We start from the raw sequence: 17,536 nt of genomic DNA, 5'->3' as shown, positions 1-17,536 counted from the left end.
AAAAGGTGCATTATGCAATTTCTAAAATGCTCCAGACTTGGCATCATGCCATATACATTTTTTTAGGTGAGATTCACATGGCACAAGGACTTTTGGCGGGTAAGCGCTTCTTGATTGCGGGCATTGCGAGTAAATTATCGATCGCTTTTGGTATTGCTCAAGCATTGCATCGTGAAGGTGCTGAATTGGCTTTTACTTATCCAAATGAAAAGCTGAAAAAGCGGGTAGATGACTTTGCTGAACAGTTTGGTTCGAAACTGGTTTTTCCTTGTGATGTGGCAGTAGATGCTGAAATTGACAATGCATTTGCTGAATTGTCTAAACACTGGGATGGTCTGGACGGCGTAGTGCATTCTATCGGTTTTGCACCGGCACATACGCTGGATGGTGACTTCACCGAAATCACGGATCGTGAAGGTTTTAATATTGCGCATGACATCAGTGCCTATAGCTTTATCGCAATGGCACGCGCGGCAAAACCTTTGCTGCAAGTCCGTCAAGGTTGTTTGCTGACATTGACTTATCAAGGTTCTGAGCGTGTAATGCCAAACTATAACGTCATGGGTATGGCCAAAGCCTCTTTAGAAGCTGGCGTACGTTATTTGGCGTCTAGCTTGGGTCAGGAAGGGATTCGTGTGAACGCGATCTCTGCGGGTCCAATCCGTACCTTGGCAGCTTCAGGTATTAAATCATTCCGTAAAATGCTCGACCTGAATGAGAAAGTTGCACCATTAAAACGTAATGTGACGATTGAAGATGTCGGTAATGCTGCCTTATTCCTGTGCTCGCCATGGGCCAACGGGATTACGGGTGAAATCCTGTATGTTGATGCCGGCTTTAACACTGTTGGTATGAGCGCTGAATTGATGGCAGATGCGGAATAAAAATCTGCTTTTCACCTTCTCCCTTTGGGAGAAGGTCGGGATGAGGGAATTTTTATTTACCTCTCCCTTACTAGCAGTGCTTGTCATCTTCTAGAAGATGAGAGAATTCCTCCCTTTTTAAAGGGAGGTGAGGAGGGATTGAGTTAAGAAATTAATCTCCCCAAATCTCTCTTTAAAAAGAGGGGCTCAAAAAAAGACCGCATAAGCGGTCTTTTTTAGATTTTAAGGGCAGCGATTAAGCTTGACCATCCACAGCAGCGGCTTGGGCACGTTGCATATTGGCTTCAAATTCAGCATCGAAGTTGATTGGTGTAAGCAGTAACTGTGGGAAACTGCCTTTAGTCACCATATCATTCACTGCCTCACGTAGGAACGGGAACAGGATATTCGGGCAATAAGCACCCAGGATATATGGCAGACGCTCTTCTTCAACGCCATCAATCAGGAAAATACCGGCTTGAGTGACATCAACGATAAACGCGGTATCACCTTCGTTGGTTGCTTGAACCACGACTTTCAACGTCACTTCAAAATGAGTTTCATCAATTTTTTCTGCAGAAGAAGAAAGATTGATGTTTAACTCAGGCTGCCATTGTTTGGTAAAAACTTGCGCCCCAGGAACTTCAAAAGAAATATCTTTGGTATAAATACGCTCTAATGCCAATTGTGGTTGAGCTTGTTGTTCTTCACTCATTTTTTGATCCTTAATATGAAGTGATAATTTTAGTAAGGTTAAGCCAGTAATTCATCAAGTTTGCCTTCACGCTCTAAAGCATAAAGCTGGTCGAAACCACCGATAAACTGATCATTAATAAAAATTTGTGGCACGGTACGGTGATTGGTACGCTGCATCAATTCAAGACGGACTTCTGGTGCTTCCTGAGATAAATTAATCTCTTTATATGCCACACCTTTGCGTTCCAATAGCTGTTTCGCACGTACGCAATAAGGACATACAGTCGTCGAATAAATAGTCACTTCAGCCATGATCAATCTCCTGTTCGTGGATTATTTGCTTTTCACCAAAGGTAAACCTTGAGCTTTCCAGTTGCTGATGCCGCCATCAAGACGGTAGGCATCGGCATGACCGACCTGTTGTAACGCAGTACCAGCCACCTGTCCAAGGTTGCAAATGAACACCAAAGGGCGATCAGATGCTTTAAGCTCTTCAACATGTTTTGTAATCTGGCTATATGGAATATTACGGCTGCCACTGATATGACCTTCACGGAAGTCTTTGGCATCGCGTAAATCAATCAGCATGGCATTTTTTGCTTTGACTAAAATTCCCAGCGATTGCGGAGAGATTTTGCGACCGTTACGTTGGCCTTCGACAATGAAGAACAAAACCACTAATACCGCGAGTGTTCCAAATAAGAAGGGGTGATTCCCCATAAACTCGAACCAACGTTCCACAATTCACCTAATTACAATTTTAAAATTGCCAAGAGTATAGCTCATAAATATGGTGATCAAAATCACCGCTTCAAGGGCGAGGCCTTAAGAAAATTAATTTTTTTGCTGTGCTTCAGTAATTTCGTCGATTAAACGCAAATAGCTGTCCAGTCGGCGCGGCAAAATTTCACCTGCTGCTGCTGCCTGACGTAAGGCACACTGCTTTTCATGTTTATGGGTACAGTTGCGGAACTGGCAGTGACCGAGCAGATTTTCTATTTCAGGAAAACCAGTCTGGATCTTGTCTAAAGTCAGATGCCAGAGACCAAATTCCCGGATTCCCGGTGAGTCGATCAGCGCAGCATTTTCCCCGAATGGAATCAGGCGCGTCGAAGTCGTGGTATGTTGACCCAGTGCCGAGTTTTCAGAAATGATATTGGTCTTTTGTGCAGCATCCGGCACGATCGCATTAATCAGCGTACTTTTACCGACACCCGATTGACCGACAAAGGCCACAGTTTCATTTTTCAGACGATTAGACAGTGCAGTCAGGTCGCCATCGGACTGGGTCTGCATCACTTCATAACCGAGATCCTGATATTCTTGTAACAGATTCAGAATCGGATCGTTTTCTTTCAACAAATCGGCTTTGTTCATTACCAGAAGCGCAGGAATGTCGGCATCGGCACAGGCCACCAGATAACGGTCGATCAGACCCGGCGCCGGCTCAGGCAGAGGAGCGAATACAATCACAATCAGTGAAATGTTGGCCGCAACCGGTTTAACCTTGTGATAGCGGTCGGGGCGTGTCAATAACGATTTGCGGGGATGAATCGCGGTGATAATCCCCAAACCGGTATTTGGATCGGCTTGCCATTTAACCCGGTCACCAGTGACCAGTAAATCCAGATTGGTCCGGGTATGACAGCGCCAGACACTGCCTAGCTCGATTTCTTTCCAGAAAGGTTCAGGTTCGCCCTCTTGTACCACCGGTTTTTCAGAATGAATGTCGGGGGTAGACAAGGCCTGCACTTCAAGTTGACGACCATAATGTTGCACCACTAGACCTTCGAGATCGCTGGAGGTATCGAGATCTTCTTGACGTGTTTTCTGTTGTTTCTGAATGCGGCGCTGTTGTTGCTCTGTCAGACGACGCTTACGTATTAAGGCCATTCATATCCTAAAAAACCGGGTAAATCAGATGGCAAAAATAGCATGAAGCAGCCCCCGAATGACACCCAAGATGTAATTAATTTGCTACTATAGTTGTTTTTAAACCCAATAAGATTGCACATTTATGAGCAGTACCGCTGATACCCGCCTGATTTGGATTGACCTGGAAATGACAGGTCTAGACACAGACAATGACCAAATTATTGAAATTGCGACGATTGTAACCGATGACAATTTAAATATTCTGGCTGAAGGTCCTGTGCTTGCGGTGCATCAGCCTGCCCGTCTGTTAAATGCGATGGATGAATGGAATACCCGTCAACATGGTCAGTCTGGCCTGATTGAACGTGTGCGTCGCAGTAAACTGACCGCTCAGGATGCCGAGCAGCAAACGCTTGAATTTCTGAAAAAATGGGTGAATCCAAAATCATCACCAATGTGTGGTAACTCGATCTGTCAGGATCGTCGTTTCCTGCACCGCCTGATGCCTGAACTGGAACAGTATTTCCATTACCGTAATCTGGATGTTTCTTCAGTGAAAGAACTGGCCAAACGCTGGCGCCCGGAAATCATGAGTGGCCTCAAGAAAAATGCCTCGCATCTGGCGATGGATGACATTCGTGATTCAATTGCTGAACTGAAATACTATCGTGAATATTTTTTCATCATGAATAAAGACTAATTCCGATAGATGAAAAAGAGGCGTAAGCCTCTTTTTTTATGGTGCTGAGGCTTTTTTCTTTTTAAAAAGACCCTCTATGATTTCAAATATGGCCCAAGATACAAGCACCGAAATCAAATGGGTCTGGGTTTCATAACGATCCAAGATCACAAAACCAAACAAGCCTAAAGTCAGCAAACGAATAAAAATACTCAGCCCATAGTTTTTCTGCTTTTGGCTACTGTAAAAATATAAATGTAACGCAATCAGTATAAAGTTGAGAGTCAAAAGAGCATTGATGAGCACAGGGTTTGACTCCTTATTTAAAATTATGTGTATAAATTTTATTCAATTATAAAGTGTTCCTGAATTTATCTTTCTGATTTTCCTGAAGGATTTTGTATCGAAATTTTAGGAGCAGTAAAACAATGCTGACTTTGCTAAAATAAACCGTGATTTAACTGCTATTGATGACTTATGACTGATCTGCTTCAAGACGATGAATATGAGCGCCGCTTTGCCGGTGTTGCCAAAATTTATGGAGAAGACAGCTTTAGCCATTATGAAAAAAGTCATGTGATGGTGATCGGTATCGGCGGTGTCGGTTCATGGGCAGTAGAAGCTCTGGCACGTAGCGGAATTGGCGAGCTGACCTTGGTCGATATGGATGTCGTCGCAGCATCAAATATCAACCGTCAGTTACCTGCCATGAGTACCACCTTAGGTCATGAAAAAATTGAAGTTATGGCTGAGCGGTGTCGTGCAATTAATCCACGGATTAAAATCAATCTGATTGATGACTACCTGACGCCTGAGAATATCAAAGAAATTTTAGCTCCGACACCGGATCTGATTTTAGATTGCATCGATGATGTCAAAGCCAAATTCGCCTTGATGTTACATTGTCGCTTTAACAAGATTCCGTTAATCGTATCGGGCGGGGCAGGGGGTAAACTGGATCCACTGAAAATTCGGGTCGCCGATTTATCTAAAACCGAACAGGATCCGATGCTGGCCAAATTGCGTGCCCAGTTACGTGCTAAAGGCATCTGTAAAAAGCCCAAAGAAAAATTCGGTATTACCTGTGTCTATTCAATTGATAATCCATTCTCAAGTGCTGAGGTCTGTGCCAGTGCCGGTTTGCGATGTGGAGGGTATGGGTCGGCTGTGGTGGTGACCTCCAGTTTTGCCATGGTCGCCGTGGCAGAAGGGCTGAAAAAGCTCGATAGTAAAAGAGCAAAATCCTGATTTGAAAAATAAAAAGCACAGTATCTGTGCTTTTTTTCAAGTGACGTTTAGAATGAAAGGATTCATTCACAGAACAAAAATAATGTTTTGGAGCAGCTATGTGGTTTTTGCTGGTATTGATTTTGGGGACAGGAGCTTTAGCGGTGTGGATGTGGAAACGTCCGGATCCGGTGAAACGTGATCAGGCCAAAGCCGAGTATCATGATTTATGGATTGAGCAGGTTGATGCGCAGCTTAAACATGCAGCACGATTGAGTTCAGATCCGGAGCATCCGAACTATGAACGTGCCTATCAGATTTATCAGGGACTGGCTCAGCAACAGGAAATCCCACAAGCCTATGTCGGGATGGGTCTGATGCATCTGCAAGGTCTGGGACATGAGCAAAATACTGAAAAAGCCATCAGCTACCTGGACAAAGCCTTTCGTTTGGGCAGTGATGAAGCAGCTTATCATCTGGGTCAAATTCATGAAGGAGAGGCGTATCAGCAGGCTGACCCGGAAAAAGCCCTGTACTGGTACCGTCATGCGGTAGCACGGGGTAATCTGGATGCCCAGTATCGTATCACTGAACTTTCTTCTGCCGAAGACCATCAAAACGAGATGATTGCAGAAAAACAGCGTCTGGCATTATTCATTCAAAATGCCGGGCAGGGTCATGCCAATTCGCAGTATCAGCTGGCCCAGTATTATCTGGCTGATTCTGCAGCCCAAGATTTAGTGCAAGGAATACATTATCTGTTTCTGGCGGCTCGGCAGGATCATTTGGCTGCCAATCAGCAGATCGCCGATGATTATGCGCATGGACAGATTCTCCCCCAAGACTTGACGCAATCGCTGCAATTTATTAAACGCTGTATCAGTCTCGGTGACCAGAAAGGTCTCTATGATTATTATGCCGGTGTGTTGCAAGGCCGTATCGATCCCGACCAGCGTCAGCGCGTGTTTCAGCATTTATTGCAGCAGTCCAAAGATCACGCCGATGCACACGCCAAGGCTTTAATCGGGCTGGCCTATTTTCATGGCTGGTATGTCGATAAAAATGAAACCATGGCATTTCGTTACTGGTCGGAAGCGGCCAACAGCAAACATGTGCCTGCCTTATGCATAATTGCTGCGCTGTATTTTGAGCAGCATCTGGTTGCCAACGAACCGCAAAAAGCATTTGAGTTATATCAGGCTGCTTATCAGCTCAGTCCTGACGATGTGTCTGCACAGATGGGGATGGCGCTGTGTTATTTAAATGGTATTGGTACGGCGAAAGATACGGGTAAAGCCACACAAATGATTCAGAGCGCGGCACAGCAGTATTGGCAGATTGTGGCTCAGTCTGAAGCGGATTTAATTTATAGCGTCGGCCGGTTTTATAGTCTGGCTGAATATCCATTGTCGACACGTGATAAAGCTGTCCAGTACCTGAATCAGGCAGTTGCGAAAGGTTCGAAAGAAGCGGCATGGTTCCTATACCAAGCTCTCTCAGGTATTTATCCTGTGTTTAGCAATAATGCAGAGCTGGCCAATCGTTATCTGCATCAGGCTGCACAATTGGGGCATGCCCAGGCACAAGCAGAAGTGGGCTTGAAGTATCTTAAAGGGCAACAGATTGCGCAGGATATTGCCTTAGGCTTGAGCTATCTGCGAAAAGCAGCTGCTCAGCAGAATGGTGTGGCACTAAATGCTTTGGGCGAAGCATATGAGCAGGGTCAAGGAGTTGAGAGTAATATTGAACAAGCCGTACAGTATTATCAGCAGGCGGCAGCGCAGGTGAATGTGGATGCTTATAGCCATCTTGGACGTTTATATACCAAGGGCATTGGCGTGGAGCGTGATATCGGAACCGCACGAGACTGGCTGGAAAAAGGCAGTTTACTCGGACATGAGCGATCCAATGAATTATTGAAAAATGTGAATGCTTATTTGCAAATGCAATAATTTTCCTCGAATCACACGCACTAAAAAACCGCTGTTGGACAGCGGTTTTTTTATGATTCAGGTTGGATTCAAGGCAATTCCCGGAGGGGGCTACCACCCAATGCCTGCATTAAAGTTACATAGGCATTGTACTGGTTTTGTCTGGTTTGCACCAAAGCCAGCCGGGCATTTCGTGTGGTCTCCTGTGCATCCAGCAGGTTTTTCAAAGCTATAGCTCCATTACGATAACGCACTTCAGTCAGACGTTCTGTACGTTCAGCCAGTTCAACATTGCATTGCTGTAATGCGACCTGTTTGGTTAGCTCAGTACGGTTCGACAGGGCGTTTTCGACATCAGCAAAAGCCTGATATATAGTCTGACGATACTGGATAATGGCTTTTTCATATTCCAGTTCATTCACCTGTAAATCACGCTTCATGTCATTCCATTGCAGGAAAGGCAAGCTCAGACCGGCACCTAAAGTCGCAACCGGATTTTTTAATGCATCTGACAATGAGGTGCTGCTGCCCACACCGGTACTCAAACTGCCGGTCAGGCTAATAGACGGATAATAACTGGCTTTATTGGCATCCTTGTTGGCCAAAGCCCTGCGTAAACGCAGTTCGGTTGCTCTCAGGTCAGGACGACGTGCCAGCAGGCTTGCCGGCAAGCCGGCTTCAATCGCAGGCAAGGCAATGTTGGGTAAACGTTGTGGTTCCTGAAGAGAGAGTTGCTGCACCGGTATATTCAGCAGTACCGCAAGTGCTGTACGCGTTTCTACCCGTTGCTGCGCTATCTGGCTTAAGGTCGCCTGCTGGCTTTGAATGGCCTGTTCGGCTTGGGTCAGATCAAGACCGGATACTGCACCGGCACGATACTGGACATTCACCAGATCATAAGTACGCTGTGCAGTCGCCAGATTTTGTTGCACCACACTATAACGCTCATTCAGATAGGCCAGTTGCCAATAGAGTTGCGCCGTGGTGCCGATCAGGCTTTGTGCGGTTGCCTGCAAGTCTTCTTCAGAGGCTAGGGCTTCCCAGCGAGCGGCTTCGGTCTGATTGGCCAGTTTGCCAAACAGATCCAGCTCATAGCTTAAACCTGGATAATTAATCCCAAAACTAGATGAACTATCACCATCTTCTAAATCAAAACTTCTACGTGTTGTCAGTCCGGCATCACCAATACGCACCCCTTGCTGGCTTTGCGTTTGTCTGGCTTGAATCCGGGCCTGCTGCAAGTTAATCCCGGCCACGGCCAGGTCACTATTGGCTGCCAGAACTTCATTCACCAGATTATTCAATTGTGGATCTCTAAATAAAGTCCACCACTGATCTGTCAGGATATCGGCATGGATCTGCCGGCTTAAAGCCTGACTATTTTGAAAATTGTTAGGCACCTGAAGAGCAGGTGGCTCATAGGGTGTTTTTACTACTGCGGCACAACCGACCAGCGAGCTTCCTAGCAACAGGGCACTGGCAAGCTTGGTTAAATTCATTTGCATATCAGATTCCTTATTCGCGAGAGAGTGCATCGACTGGATTCAGACGAGCGGCATTACGTGCCGGGATAAAGCCGAACACAATCCCGATCAAGCTTGAGCAGACAAAGGCGGCTATGATCGAAGTGGTTGAATATGCCATCTGGAATGTACTACCAGCAAAATGGGTGATCAGTTGGCCAATCCCGAGGGAGAGCAGCACACCTAAAATGCCGCCTAAAATACATACCAGTACTGCTTCAATCAGGAACTGTTGCAGAATGTCACTTTGACGTGCACCCACCGCCATACGTACCCCAATTTCCTGAGTACGTTCAGTCACTGAGACCAGCATGATGTTCATCACCCCGATCCCGCCGACGACCAGTGAAATCACGGCAATCGCTGAAATCAGCAAGGTCATGGTGGCTGTAGTTTGCTGAATGGTTTCACGGATACTGTCGGCATTCTGGGTAAATACATCCTGTGCCCCATGGCGCTGTACCAGCAGATTCAGAATTGCATTCTCCGCTGCTGCACTTGGGTATTCATCCTTAATCCGTACAATGATACTGCGCACATTGGATTGTCCCAGCATACGGCTCATTACGGTGGAATACGGCAAATACACATTCAGGCTGTCATTATTACCCATCATGCCTTTTTGCGCGTCGATCACACCGATAATCCGGCTCGGGACACTGCCCAGTAAAAGCACCTGTCCTACCGGATTGGTACCATCCTTAAAAAAGGTATTTTTGGTATTGGTGTCAATCACCACGTCTTGTGCCTGTTGCGTGACACTGTTACGGTCAAAGGGCTGACCAGACTGGAAGGTCATGCCACGTACATAGAAGAAATCTTCACTCACCCCATTTACCGTGGTTGAGGCTTCAATTTCTTTATAACGTCCGGTGACGTTGGTATTTACTGACGGGCTGACCCCATCTACATAAGGCTGTTCGGCCAGCGCATCGGCATCGGCTGGAATCAGGGTTTTGGCTTGTGAGGAGCGGGAATTATCTCCAAAACCCCGGCCCTGAAATACGGTAATGGTATTGGTTCCCAGACTGCTGATATTTTCCAGAATCTGCTTTTGTGAACCATTGCCCAGTGCGACGACTGAGACTACCGAAGCAATACCGATAATAATCCCGAGCATGGTCAGGAAAGTCCGCATCCGGTGCGCATTCATGGCCAGCAAGGCCATACGGAAGGCTTCACCCAGACGGTCAACCGCGGAACGCCATGAAGAAATCTTCTTTTTTTCATTCCGGATCAGCGGCTGTTTTTCCAGCTCGTCTTCGACTTCAGGAACATTCGGCTGATCGGAAATGATATTTCCGTCCGAAATTTCAATGATTCGTGTCGCGTTTTTTGCCACATTATGGTCATGCGTGACCAGAATAATGGTATGACCCTTGGCATTCAGTTCACGCAGAATCCGCATTACCTCTATACCGCTATTCTTGTCCAAAGCTCCTGTCGGTTCATCGGCCAGAATCACGTCACCACCATTCATCAGCGCACGGGCAATCGAGACACGTTGCTGCTGACCACCTGACAGTTGGCTCGGACGGTTCTGGGTTTTTTCACCCAGACCCAAATCGGTCAGAATCTTGACCGCACGCTCACGGCGTTCCGATGAATCCTCACCGGCATAAATCGCGGGGACTTCGACATTGCCGGCTGCACTTAAGTCACCGAGCAGGTGATAACGCTGGAAAATAAAGCCAAAATATTCACGGCGTAATTGTGCCAGTTCATCCGCTTCCAGTTCCCGGGTTTCACGACCTTTGACCTTATAGCTGCCAGTGGTTGGTTTATCCAGACAGCCCAGAATATTCATCAGGGTCGATTTACCCGAACCAGACTGGCCGACAATCGCCACCAGCTCACCCGGATAAATTTCCAGATTGACCCCTTTTAAAATCTGAACCGTGCTTTCACCCGCAGGGAATTCACGTACCAGATTTTTCACCTCCAGAAGAGGCTGTTGTTGTGAATTCATGCTTACATTCTCATTGGGCCACGGCTATTGCCACCGCGTTTTGCTGCATCATTGGAAGTGTCGGAACCATCTGCAATCACCACCTGATCGCCGCGTTTCAGGCCTTTAATCACTTGCGCTGTCACACGGTTATTTAGTCCGATCAGTACAGGGGTTGGTTTTGCAGTACCATCGGCTTGCAACACACGAACCATGCCACGCTGTGCTTTACCTTGTTCAATCAGGGCACGTTCAGCATCGGAAAGCACCAGACGGGCAGGGCGATCACCTGCAGCTCGTTCATCACCACGGGCTTGATTCTGAGCTTCGTTAGGTCCAGATGGGGCACCGGCACCGCGAGATCCTTCACCACGATTTGGACGTTGTGGACGGTTTGAACTTTGAATGGCAGCAGCTGGAATAGTCAGCACATTCCGTGCCTCATCCAGAATGATATAGACCTGCGCTGTCATATCAATACGCAGCTTGCCATCTTCATTGGGTACATCAAACAGGGCGTTATAGTACACCGCAGAGCCTGAAGTTGAGCTTGAGGTATTGTTATCGGTATTGATTGAATTTGGTGCAGGCTCAACCTGACGCAGTTTGGCGTAAATCTTTTTGTCAGTATTGCCCAAAGTTGTGAAATAAACAGTTTGGCCTTTATGGACTTTCATTACATCTGCTTCAGAAATTTCAGCTTTGATGGTCATGGTGTCGAGTTGGGCCAGTTTGACTATAGTCGGTGCACTCTGGTTGGCATTCACGGTTTGACCTTCTTCGGTCACAATCGCCACGATAGTACCATCCATCGGTGCCACAATCTGGGTGTAGCCGAGGTCTTCCTTGGCAGTGGCTAAAGTCAAACGCGACTGTTCAATCTGCGCATTAATAGCAGTGATATCCGCCTGGGCAGTTTTATAGTTTGCCAGTGCAGATTCCAGTTCAGAGCGTGAAGTCGCATCTTGTGCATACATGGCCTGCTGACGCTTATACTCAGCTTCAACTTTGGCCAGATTGGCCTGTCTGACCGCCAGTTGAGCCATCTGATTTTTAATGCTGGCTTCAGCCGTTTTTAACTCATTTTCCTGACGGACAGAATCAATCTGGGCAATCAGCTGACCTTGCTTGACCTGATCTCCGAGTTGCACATACATTTTCTTGACCTGACCAGAAACCTGGGCGCCGACACTGACCATTTTTGTGGCTTCTAAAATACCGGTTGCCAGTACAGAGCTTTCAATGTCTCCTACAGTCACCTCAGCGGTAATATATTGCGGAGGCTGTTCTTTGGGTTTGAGGAAATACCAGCCTGCAGCGATTAACGCAATGGCAATCACGGCGACCATAATCAATTTCGTCGGTTTTATTTTTGGCATGATCAATATAGTTTCAAAATCAGATAATTGTGAACAATTATAAGAGTGAAATTAGGATAAATCGTGTATTTTTTTAATTTATAATGAGAATTGTTTTCTATTGTCGGGCTAAAAAACAACATGGCATAAAGTCTGATTTTATATAAAAGATTCATTCAGCTGTTCATGCTGGCATAGTTAAATTTGATCAATTCTGAGACAGAAGAAGTAATTTATAGTATTTATCACATGACTGTTTAATTAAATAGTCACTGTTTTGAGCGGTATTCCTGAAATCTGGTTTCTGTTTAAAACTCTACAACGAATAACGATAAAAATTTCCCCTAAAGCCAAAAAAGTTATAGAAAGATTTAGTGATATCTGCTGTAAAAATAATTATTTTTTAACGGCAGGCTTTTTTTATTTTTTCTTGTGATTAGCTCATGCCTTCTTTTAAAAATTAAAAAAATCTATGTTTTACATATAGATTTAAATAAATAAAGCTTGTAATATTTAATTCCATAAAAAAATTATGGTTTTATTTGTGCGGAAAAAATCGCCTATTTGTCAGCAAAAAATAATACGACTTTACTAATAAAATTAATGAGGTGTATAGATGGAATGGAATGAAAGTTACAATATTGGAATTGAGGTGATTGATCACCAGCACCGGCAAATTCTGGATTATATAAATACTTTGGAACAAGTTAAAAATACGGGGAAACGCGATAAAATCAAGGAAATTCTAGATGATTTAATTGACTATACCCAGTCACATTTCAGCTTTGAAGAAAATTTGCTGCAACAGGTAAATTATCAGTATTTACCTTCACATCGCGGTATTCACGAATTATTTGTCAAACGGCTCAATGATTATCGTCTGAGATTTGAACAAGGCGAGTCCATTGAAAAAGATTTATATCGTCTGCTATCTAAATGGCTAATTAACCATATTCAACATGATGATCAGGACTATGTCGATGCAGTACGTGACAATATGTTGAGTTACCTGCGAACGCAGGAAAAGAAAAAAGGCAAAGGCTGGTTTGCACGTTTCTTCAGTTAGGCATGCTGGGATGCAAACAAGGTTTGACCGCACATTTCAGTAATGGCCTGTAAGATCAGATGTTCAGGGTTCTCTCTGGACATCCCTTTAATAGCGGCATCAATCCGGATTAAAAGCTGTGGCCAGGTCAAAAAGCGTTGTGGACTCAAGCGACGCAAGGCCTGTTGATACAAGCTCACTTTTGTCTTCCAGATGCCGATTTGTAACGCATTTTGAGGTTGTTCAAACAATTGCATCAACAGACGCATTTCTTTGCTGATGCTCCACAAAATCAGGCTCATCGGTTCACCTGAAGCAATTAGATATTGAAAGATTTTGATAGATTGCAACAGGTTGCCATTTAGCAGGGCATCACTCAGGTCATAGGTACTGTAACGGGATTGGTCCTGTAAGCAGGCATACAGATGTTCAATCTGGATTATCTCTACTTCAGCAAAAGTATCAGCCACGCGCATCAGACTGTTTTTGGCTGCCAGTAAATTATGCTCATGATGCTGTTCCAGCCATTGCCAGGCATCATTCGCCAGTTTAATACCAAGCTTTTCTGCTTCAATACTGAGAATTTGCTGACGGTCTTTGGGATAGTTTGCCACCAGTGAGACATTCACACCATTGGCATCCATCACCTGAAAAAAGCTGGATTTCAGACTGTTGGCATCCTGCTTCGGCATGACCACCAAAAGCAGGTTATCGCTGTCTTGCTGTAAATAGCTTTTCAGCAGTTTTAGCCCGCTGGCATCCGGCTTGATATTGCCATGTACTTCAATTGCCAATTGTGTTGAAAATAGTGACAGGCTGTTTAAGGCATTAAAAACAGTTTTCCAGTCTGCGACCGAACTAATATCATAGCGCTGACGTTCAATATCCTGCTTTTGCCAGCTGGAATGGAAGGCATCAATTAAATTCTGTTCCAATAGAGGCTCTTGACCATGCAATACCCAGGCACCGCGAGCTGTATCGACACGTTTGAGGGCTTGCAGATAATCAAGTTTCATATGGCAGTCTTATTGAGCAGGTTGTGGTGGGGTATTTTGTTTGACTAATGGTAAGCGGTTTGATGAGATCTGACGTGCAATCTGCTGAGCCACATCATCAATAATCACATGATCCAGAAACTTTTGTTCCTGGTCATCAGTGTTTACTGTTTCAATGTCGTATTGATAAGAACGTGTGGCTACTACAGTTCGTGGTTCAGTGATCGGATTGCCTTGTGCATCTTCAATCTGAAACGTCACATTTAAGCGCAACAAGGTTTCGACCAGTTTACCATTCAGTTCCAGACGGCGAGGAGCATAATCCAAGACACGCAACACATATGCATTCGGTGCATTACTCAGTTGTATGCCTGCTGCACCGAGGTAAACCGCCAGTTTTTCTTGCAGCTCATCCGTATCGGGTGGTAAAGACAGGCTCATAACAGAGTAAGCAACAGGTGCGGAGCTCGGATTGGTTCCTTTCAGATGGAAGCCACAGCCGGTCAAGCCTGCACTCAGACCACAAGTTAAAACAATTGCTGCTAAACGTTTGCCCAAATGCATGTGTTGCCCTCTATGCTTCCCAAAGGGAAAATATTTGAAATTCTGAACTGGATTGTAAAGTCAAAGCCCGTTGACTGGCAACGGGCTTTGTTTGGGAATTGTTTTTTTAATCCCTACCTTTTTCTATGTAGAGATTAAATCCCTCCAAACCTCCCTTTAAAAGGGGAGGCTTTCCCCCTCTTTTTAAAGACGGGCTAGGGGCGATTTTTAAACCACCAAGTTCACTAATTTATTTGGTACAACAATTTCTTTCTTGGTTGGACCTGTCAAGAATTGTTGAACCTCAGGTAATGCTTTTGCTTGTGCCAAGATGTCATCTTTAGATGCATCTACAGATACTTCTAGTTTGCCACGAAGCTTACCATTTACCTGAACCACGATGGTTTGGGTATTCCGGGTTAATGCAGATTCATCTACAGTAGGGAACAAGAGAGTTTGCAATTCAAGGCCAAATTCAGCCAATAAAGTCTGGCTTAAGTGCGGTGCAAATGGTGCAAGTAAAGTTAACAGCGTGGTGATCGATTCACGTGCAACAGCCACGTCATTGTCATCTTTTGCTTCAAACTTGTTGTTCGCGTTTAGAAGTTCCATCATCGCTGCAATGGCAGTGTTAAATGCATGACGACGTTCGATGTCATCACCCACTTTTTGGATAGTTTCGTGTGTTTTACGACGCAAGTCTTGCGCAGCAGTTGAAAGCGCAGCTTTGTCGATAGTTGATGCGTTGTTGCCTTTTTCAAGGAAGCCAGTCGCCAAACGCCATACACGTTTCAAGAAGCGGTTCGCACCTTCCACACCAGCATCTGACCATTCCAGTGACTGATCTGGTGGCGCAGCGAACATCATGAACACACGTGCAGTATCTGCGCCGTATTGATCAATAATCGATTGTGGGTCGATACCGTTGTTTTTCGACTTCGACATTTTTTCTTGACCGCCAACGACAACGTCTTGACCATCTTCTTTGTATTTCGCAGAAGTGATACGACCTTTTTCGTCACGTTCAAGTTCGATATCGGCAGGGTTGAACCATGTTTTCTTACCTGATTCCGCTTCGCGGTAATACGTATCAGCCAGCACCATACCTTGGGTTAACAAGTTGGTGAATGGTTCATTGCCTTGTACCACACCTTCATCACGCATCAATTTGTGGAAGAAGCGTGCATAAAGCAAATGTAGAATCGCGTGTTCAACACCACCGATGTATTGGTTCACTGGAAGCCAAGTTTGACCTGCTTCAGGTTTTACCATGCCACCCGTAAAGTCTGGAGATGCATAACGTGCATAGTACCAAGAAGATTCTACGAAAGTATCCAGCGTATCTGTTTCACGACGTGCGTCGCCACCACAGCATGGACAAGTCGTTTCATAGAATTCAGGCATTTTGTTGAGTGGGTTACCTGAACCATCTGGAACAACGTCAGTTGGAAGAACCACTGGAAGTTGATCTTCAGGCACTGGTACTTGACCACAAGTGTCGCAGTTGATCATTGGAATTGGACAACCCCAATAACGCTGACGAGATACACCCCAGTCACGTAGACGGAATTGAACTTTTACATTGGCAAGTTCTTGAGGTTCCAGTTTTGCAAGGAAAGCATCAAATGCACCTTGGAAATCTAAACCGTCAAATTCGCCTGAATTAACCAGTTTGCCATCTTTAGAACCATACCATTCTTGCCATTCTGTCGCAGAGAACTCAGCGTCATCTGCGCCTTTGGCATCAATCACCTGTTTGATGGTCAGGCCATATTTATTGGCAAATTCGAAGTCACGTTCATCATGTGAAGGCACCGCCATCACCGCGCCTGAACCGTAAGACATCAATACATAGTTCGCGATCCAAACAGGAACTTCTTCACCAGTCACAGGGTGTTTTACAGAAAGACCTGTTGCCATGCCTTTCTTCTCGGCAGTCGCAAGGTCAGCTTCTGCCACAGAACCCATACGGCATTCTTCAATAAATGCAGTCAATTCAGGATTGTTTTCAGCCGCTTTAAGCGCCATTGGGTGTTCGGCTGCAACTGCAACATAGGTCACACCCATTAATGTATCGGCACGTGTTGTGAAGACGGTTAAACCATCGGCATAGATTGCTGGATTTGCTGAAGGGAAGGTGATTTCCATACCCTGTGAGCGACCAATCCAGTTACGTTGCATGGTCAGAACTTGTTGTGGCCAGCCGTCTTTGAGTGTGTCTAAATCATCAAGTAATTCTTGCGCATAGTCGGTAATTCGGAAGTAGTACATTGGAATATCACGTTTTTCAACCAACGCACCTGAACGCCAGCCGCGACCATTTTCAACTTGTTCATTTGCAAGAACAGTTTGATCCACTGGATCCCAGTTCACGGTAGATAACTTGCGGTAGATCAGGCCTTTTTTATACAGCTGAACGAATAACCATTGTTCCCAGCGGTAGTATTCTGGTGTGCAGGTTGCGAATTCGCGATCCCAGTCCACTGCAAGACCTAACTTTTTCAACTGATTACGCATGTAATCAATGTTTTCAAAGGTCCATTTTGCAGGAGCAACCTGATGCGCAATTGCTGCGTTTTCCGCAGGTAGACCAAAAGCGTCCCAACCCATTGGTTGAAGCACAGTTTCACCTTTTAAACGATGGAAACGGCTGATCACGTCACCAATCGTATAGTTACGCACATGACCCATATGCAGTTTGCCACTTGGGTAAGGGAACATCGAGAGGATATAACGACGTGGACCTTCTACAGTGTCGGCAACTTTAAAGGCTTTGCGAGATTCCCAGTCCTGCTGGACTTGAGGCTCAATCGCACTGGCTTGATATTCTGAGTCAATGTGAGTAGTCATATA

General features: G+C 45.3%; 16 protein-coding genes. 5 read left to right on the top strand and 11 right to left on the bottom strand.

What is annotated here, in order from left to right; translation table 11 throughout:
* Positions 1–77: 77 nt before the first annotated feature.
* A complete protein-coding gene (locus tag AY605_RS02010; RefSeq protein ID WP_064094801.1) occupies positions 78–884 on the top strand; it encodes an enoyl-ACP reductase FabI in 807 nt (268 codons plus the stop codon).
* Positions 885–1,119: 235 nt separating this feature from the next.
* Here AY605_RS02010 and secB read toward each other — a convergent pair whose 3' ends face one another.
* The 4 genes from secB to rsgA form a co-directional block, all read right to left on the bottom strand.
* Positions 1,120–1,578 carry a protein-export chaperone SecB gene (gene secB / locus AY605_RS02005; RefSeq protein ID WP_064094800.1) on the bottom strand — a complete coding sequence of 153 codons (459 nt, stop codon included), beginning with the start codon at positions 1,576–1,578 and terminating at the stop codon, positions 1,120–1,122.
* Positions 1,579–1,616: 38 nt separating this feature from the next.
* Positions 1,617–1,871 carry a glutaredoxin 3 gene (gene grxC / locus AY605_RS02000; RefSeq protein ID WP_004278388.1) on the bottom strand — a complete coding sequence of 85 codons (255 nt, stop codon included), beginning with the start codon at positions 1,869–1,871 and terminating at the stop codon, positions 1,617–1,619.
* A gap of 21 nt (positions 1,872–1,892) precedes the next feature.
* Complete coding sequence (locus AY605_RS01995; protein ID WP_064094799.1) at positions 1,893–2,300, bottom strand: rhodanese-like domain-containing protein; 408 nt, start codon at positions 2,298–2,300, stop codon at positions 1,893–1,895.
* Positions 2,301–2,393: 93 nt separating this feature from the next.
* Entirely contained in the window at positions 2,394–3,452 is a 1,059-nt protein-coding gene (gene rsgA, locus AY605_RS01990) for a ribosome small subunit-dependent GTPase A (protein WP_064094798.1), read from the bottom strand.
* A gap of 124 nt (positions 3,453–3,576) precedes the next feature.
* Here rsgA and orn point away from each other — a divergent pair, with 124 nt between their 5' ends.
* Entirely contained in the window at positions 3,577–4,134 is a 558-nt protein-coding gene (gene orn / locus AY605_RS01985) for an oligoribonuclease (RefSeq protein WP_005103209.1), read from the top strand.
* A 36-nt stretch (positions 4,135–4,170) separates the two neighbouring features.
* On the opposite strand, the gene AY605_RS01980 is transcribed toward orn, so the two are convergent.
* Positions 4,171–4,419 (bottom strand): hypothetical protein, encoded by a 249-nt coding sequence (locus tag AY605_RS01980; RefSeq protein WP_064094797.1) that lies wholly within the window; start codon positions 4,417–4,419, stop codon positions 4,171–4,173.
* 171 nt (positions 4,420–4,590) lie between these two features.
* Here AY605_RS01980 and AY605_RS01975 point away from each other — a divergent pair, with 171 nt between their 5' ends.
* Positions 4,591–5,361 (top strand): ThiF family adenylyltransferase, encoded by a 771-nt coding sequence (locus tag AY605_RS01975; protein ID WP_064094796.1) that lies wholly within the window; start codon positions 4,591–4,593, stop codon positions 5,359–5,361.
* A 98-nt stretch (positions 5,362–5,459) separates the two neighbouring features.
* Entirely contained in the window at positions 5,460–7,292 is a 1,833-nt protein-coding gene (locus AY605_RS01970; protein ID WP_064094795.1) for a tetratricopeptide repeat protein, read from the top strand.
* 68 nt (positions 7,293–7,360) lie between these two features.
* On the opposite strand, the gene AY605_RS01965 is transcribed toward AY605_RS01970, so the two are convergent.
* Genes AY605_RS01965 through AY605_RS01955 form a run of 3 tightly spaced genes read right to left on the bottom strand, consistent with a single transcriptional unit; the run spans position 7,361 to position 12,121 of the window.
* On the bottom strand, positions 7,361–8,776 hold the full coding sequence (locus tag AY605_RS01965; protein ID WP_064094794.1) for an efflux transporter outer membrane subunit: 1,416 nt from the start codon (positions 8,774–8,776) through the stop codon (positions 7,361–7,363).
* A gap of 10 nt (positions 8,777–8,786) precedes the next feature.
* Positions 8,787–10,763: a MacB family efflux pump subunit gene (locus AY605_RS01960; RefSeq protein ID WP_064094793.1), complete on the bottom strand. Its 1,977-nt coding sequence runs from the start codon at positions 10,761–10,763 to the stop codon at positions 8,787–8,789.
* A 2-nt stretch (positions 10,764–10,765) separates the two neighbouring features.
* The gene (locus tag AY605_RS01955; RefSeq protein WP_064094792.1) at positions 10,766–12,121 is read right to left on the bottom strand and encodes a MacA family efflux pump subunit; all 1,356 of its coding nucleotides are present in this window, start codon (positions 12,119–12,121) and stop codon (positions 10,766–10,768) included.
* A 595-nt stretch (positions 12,122–12,716) separates the two neighbouring features.
* Between AY605_RS01955 and AY605_RS01950 the strand changes: the two genes are divergently transcribed.
* Positions 12,717–13,166: a bacteriohemerythrin gene (locus AY605_RS01950; protein ID WP_064094791.1), complete on the top strand. Its 450-nt coding sequence runs from the start codon at positions 12,717–12,719 to the stop codon at positions 13,164–13,166.
* Here AY605_RS01950 and holA read toward each other — a convergent pair.
* The 3 genes from holA to leuS all read right to left on the bottom strand — a co-directional run bounded on the left by holA (position 13,163) and on the right by leuS (position 17,533).
* The gene (gene holA, locus AY605_RS01945; protein ID WP_064094790.1) at positions 13,163–14,161 is read right to left on the bottom strand and encodes a DNA polymerase III subunit delta; all 999 of its coding nucleotides are present in this window, start codon (positions 14,159–14,161) and stop codon (positions 13,163–13,165) included. The genes AY605_RS01950 and holA overlap by 4 nt on opposite strands.
* A 9-nt stretch (positions 14,162–14,170) precedes the next feature.
* A complete protein-coding gene (gene lptE, locus AY605_RS01940; RefSeq protein ID WP_064094789.1) occupies positions 14,171–14,704 on the bottom strand; it encodes an LPS assembly lipoprotein LptE in 534 nt (177 codons plus the stop codon).
* Positions 14,705–14,911: 207 nt separating this feature from the next.
* A complete protein-coding gene (gene leuS, locus AY605_RS01935) occupies positions 14,912–17,533 on the bottom strand; it encodes a leucine--tRNA ligase (RefSeq protein ID WP_064094788.1) in 2,622 nt (873 codons plus the stop codon).
* Positions 17,534–17,536: the final 3 nt, after the last annotated feature.

Source organism: Acinetobacter sp. SFD, from assembly GCF_001647575.1.
Lineage (GTDB): Bacteria > Pseudomonadota > Gammaproteobacteria > Pseudomonadales > Moraxellaceae > Acinetobacter > Acinetobacter pecorum.
The sequence above is the reverse complement of the archived record's forward strand: the minus strand, read 5'-3'. Positions and strand labels throughout refer to the sequence as shown.

Excerpts from the sequence above, each read along its gene's own strand:
- AY605_RS02010 (WP_064094801.1), top strand. The coding sequence starts at position 78 with ATGGCACAAGGACTTTTGGCGGGTAAGCGCTTCTTGATTGCGGGCATT.
- secB (WP_064094800.1), bottom strand. The coding sequence starts at position 1,578 with ATGAGTGAAGAACAACAAGCTCAACCACAATTGGCATTAGAGCGTATT.
- grxC (WP_004278388.1), bottom strand. The coding sequence starts at position 1,871 with ATGGCTGAAGTGACTATTTATTCGACGACTGTATGTCCTTATTGCGTA.
- rsgA (WP_064094798.1), bottom strand. The coding sequence starts at position 3,452 with ATGGCCTTAATACGTAAGCGTCGTCTGACAGAGCAACAACAGCGCCGC.
- orn (WP_005103209.1), top strand. The coding sequence starts at position 3,577 with ATGAGCAGTACCGCTGATACCCGCCTGATTTGGATTGACCTGGAAATG.
- AY605_RS01975 (WP_064094796.1), top strand. The coding sequence starts at position 4,591 with ATGACTGATCTGCTTCAAGACGATGAATATGAGCGCCGCTTTGCCGGT.
- AY605_RS01970 (WP_064094795.1), top strand. The coding sequence starts at position 5,460 with ATGTGGTTTTTGCTGGTATTGATTTTGGGGACAGGAGCTTTAGCGGTG.
- AY605_RS01965 (WP_064094794.1), bottom strand. The coding sequence starts at position 8,776 with ATGCAAATGAATTTAACCAAGCTTGCCAGTGCCCTGTTGCTAGGAAGC.
- AY605_RS01960 (WP_064094793.1), bottom strand. The coding sequence starts at position 10,763 with ATGAATTCACAACAACAGCCTCTTCTGGAGGTGAAAAATCTGGTACGT.
- AY605_RS01955 (WP_064094792.1), bottom strand. The coding sequence starts at position 12,121 with ATGCCAAAAATAAAACCGACGAAATTGATTATGGTCGCCGTGATTGCC.
- AY605_RS01950 (WP_064094791.1), top strand. The coding sequence starts at position 12,717 with ATGGAATGGAATGAAAGTTACAATATTGGAATTGAGGTGATTGATCAC.
- holA (WP_064094790.1), bottom strand. The coding sequence starts at position 14,161 with ATGAAACTTGATTATCTGCAAGCCCTCAAACGTGTCGATACAGCTCGC.
- lptE (WP_064094789.1), bottom strand. The coding sequence starts at position 14,704 with ATGCATTTGGGCAAACGTTTAGCAGCAATTGTTTTAACTTGTGGTCTG.
- leuS (WP_064094788.1), bottom strand. The coding sequence starts at position 17,533 with ATGACTACTCACATTGACTCAGAATATCAAGCCAGTGCGATTGAGCCT.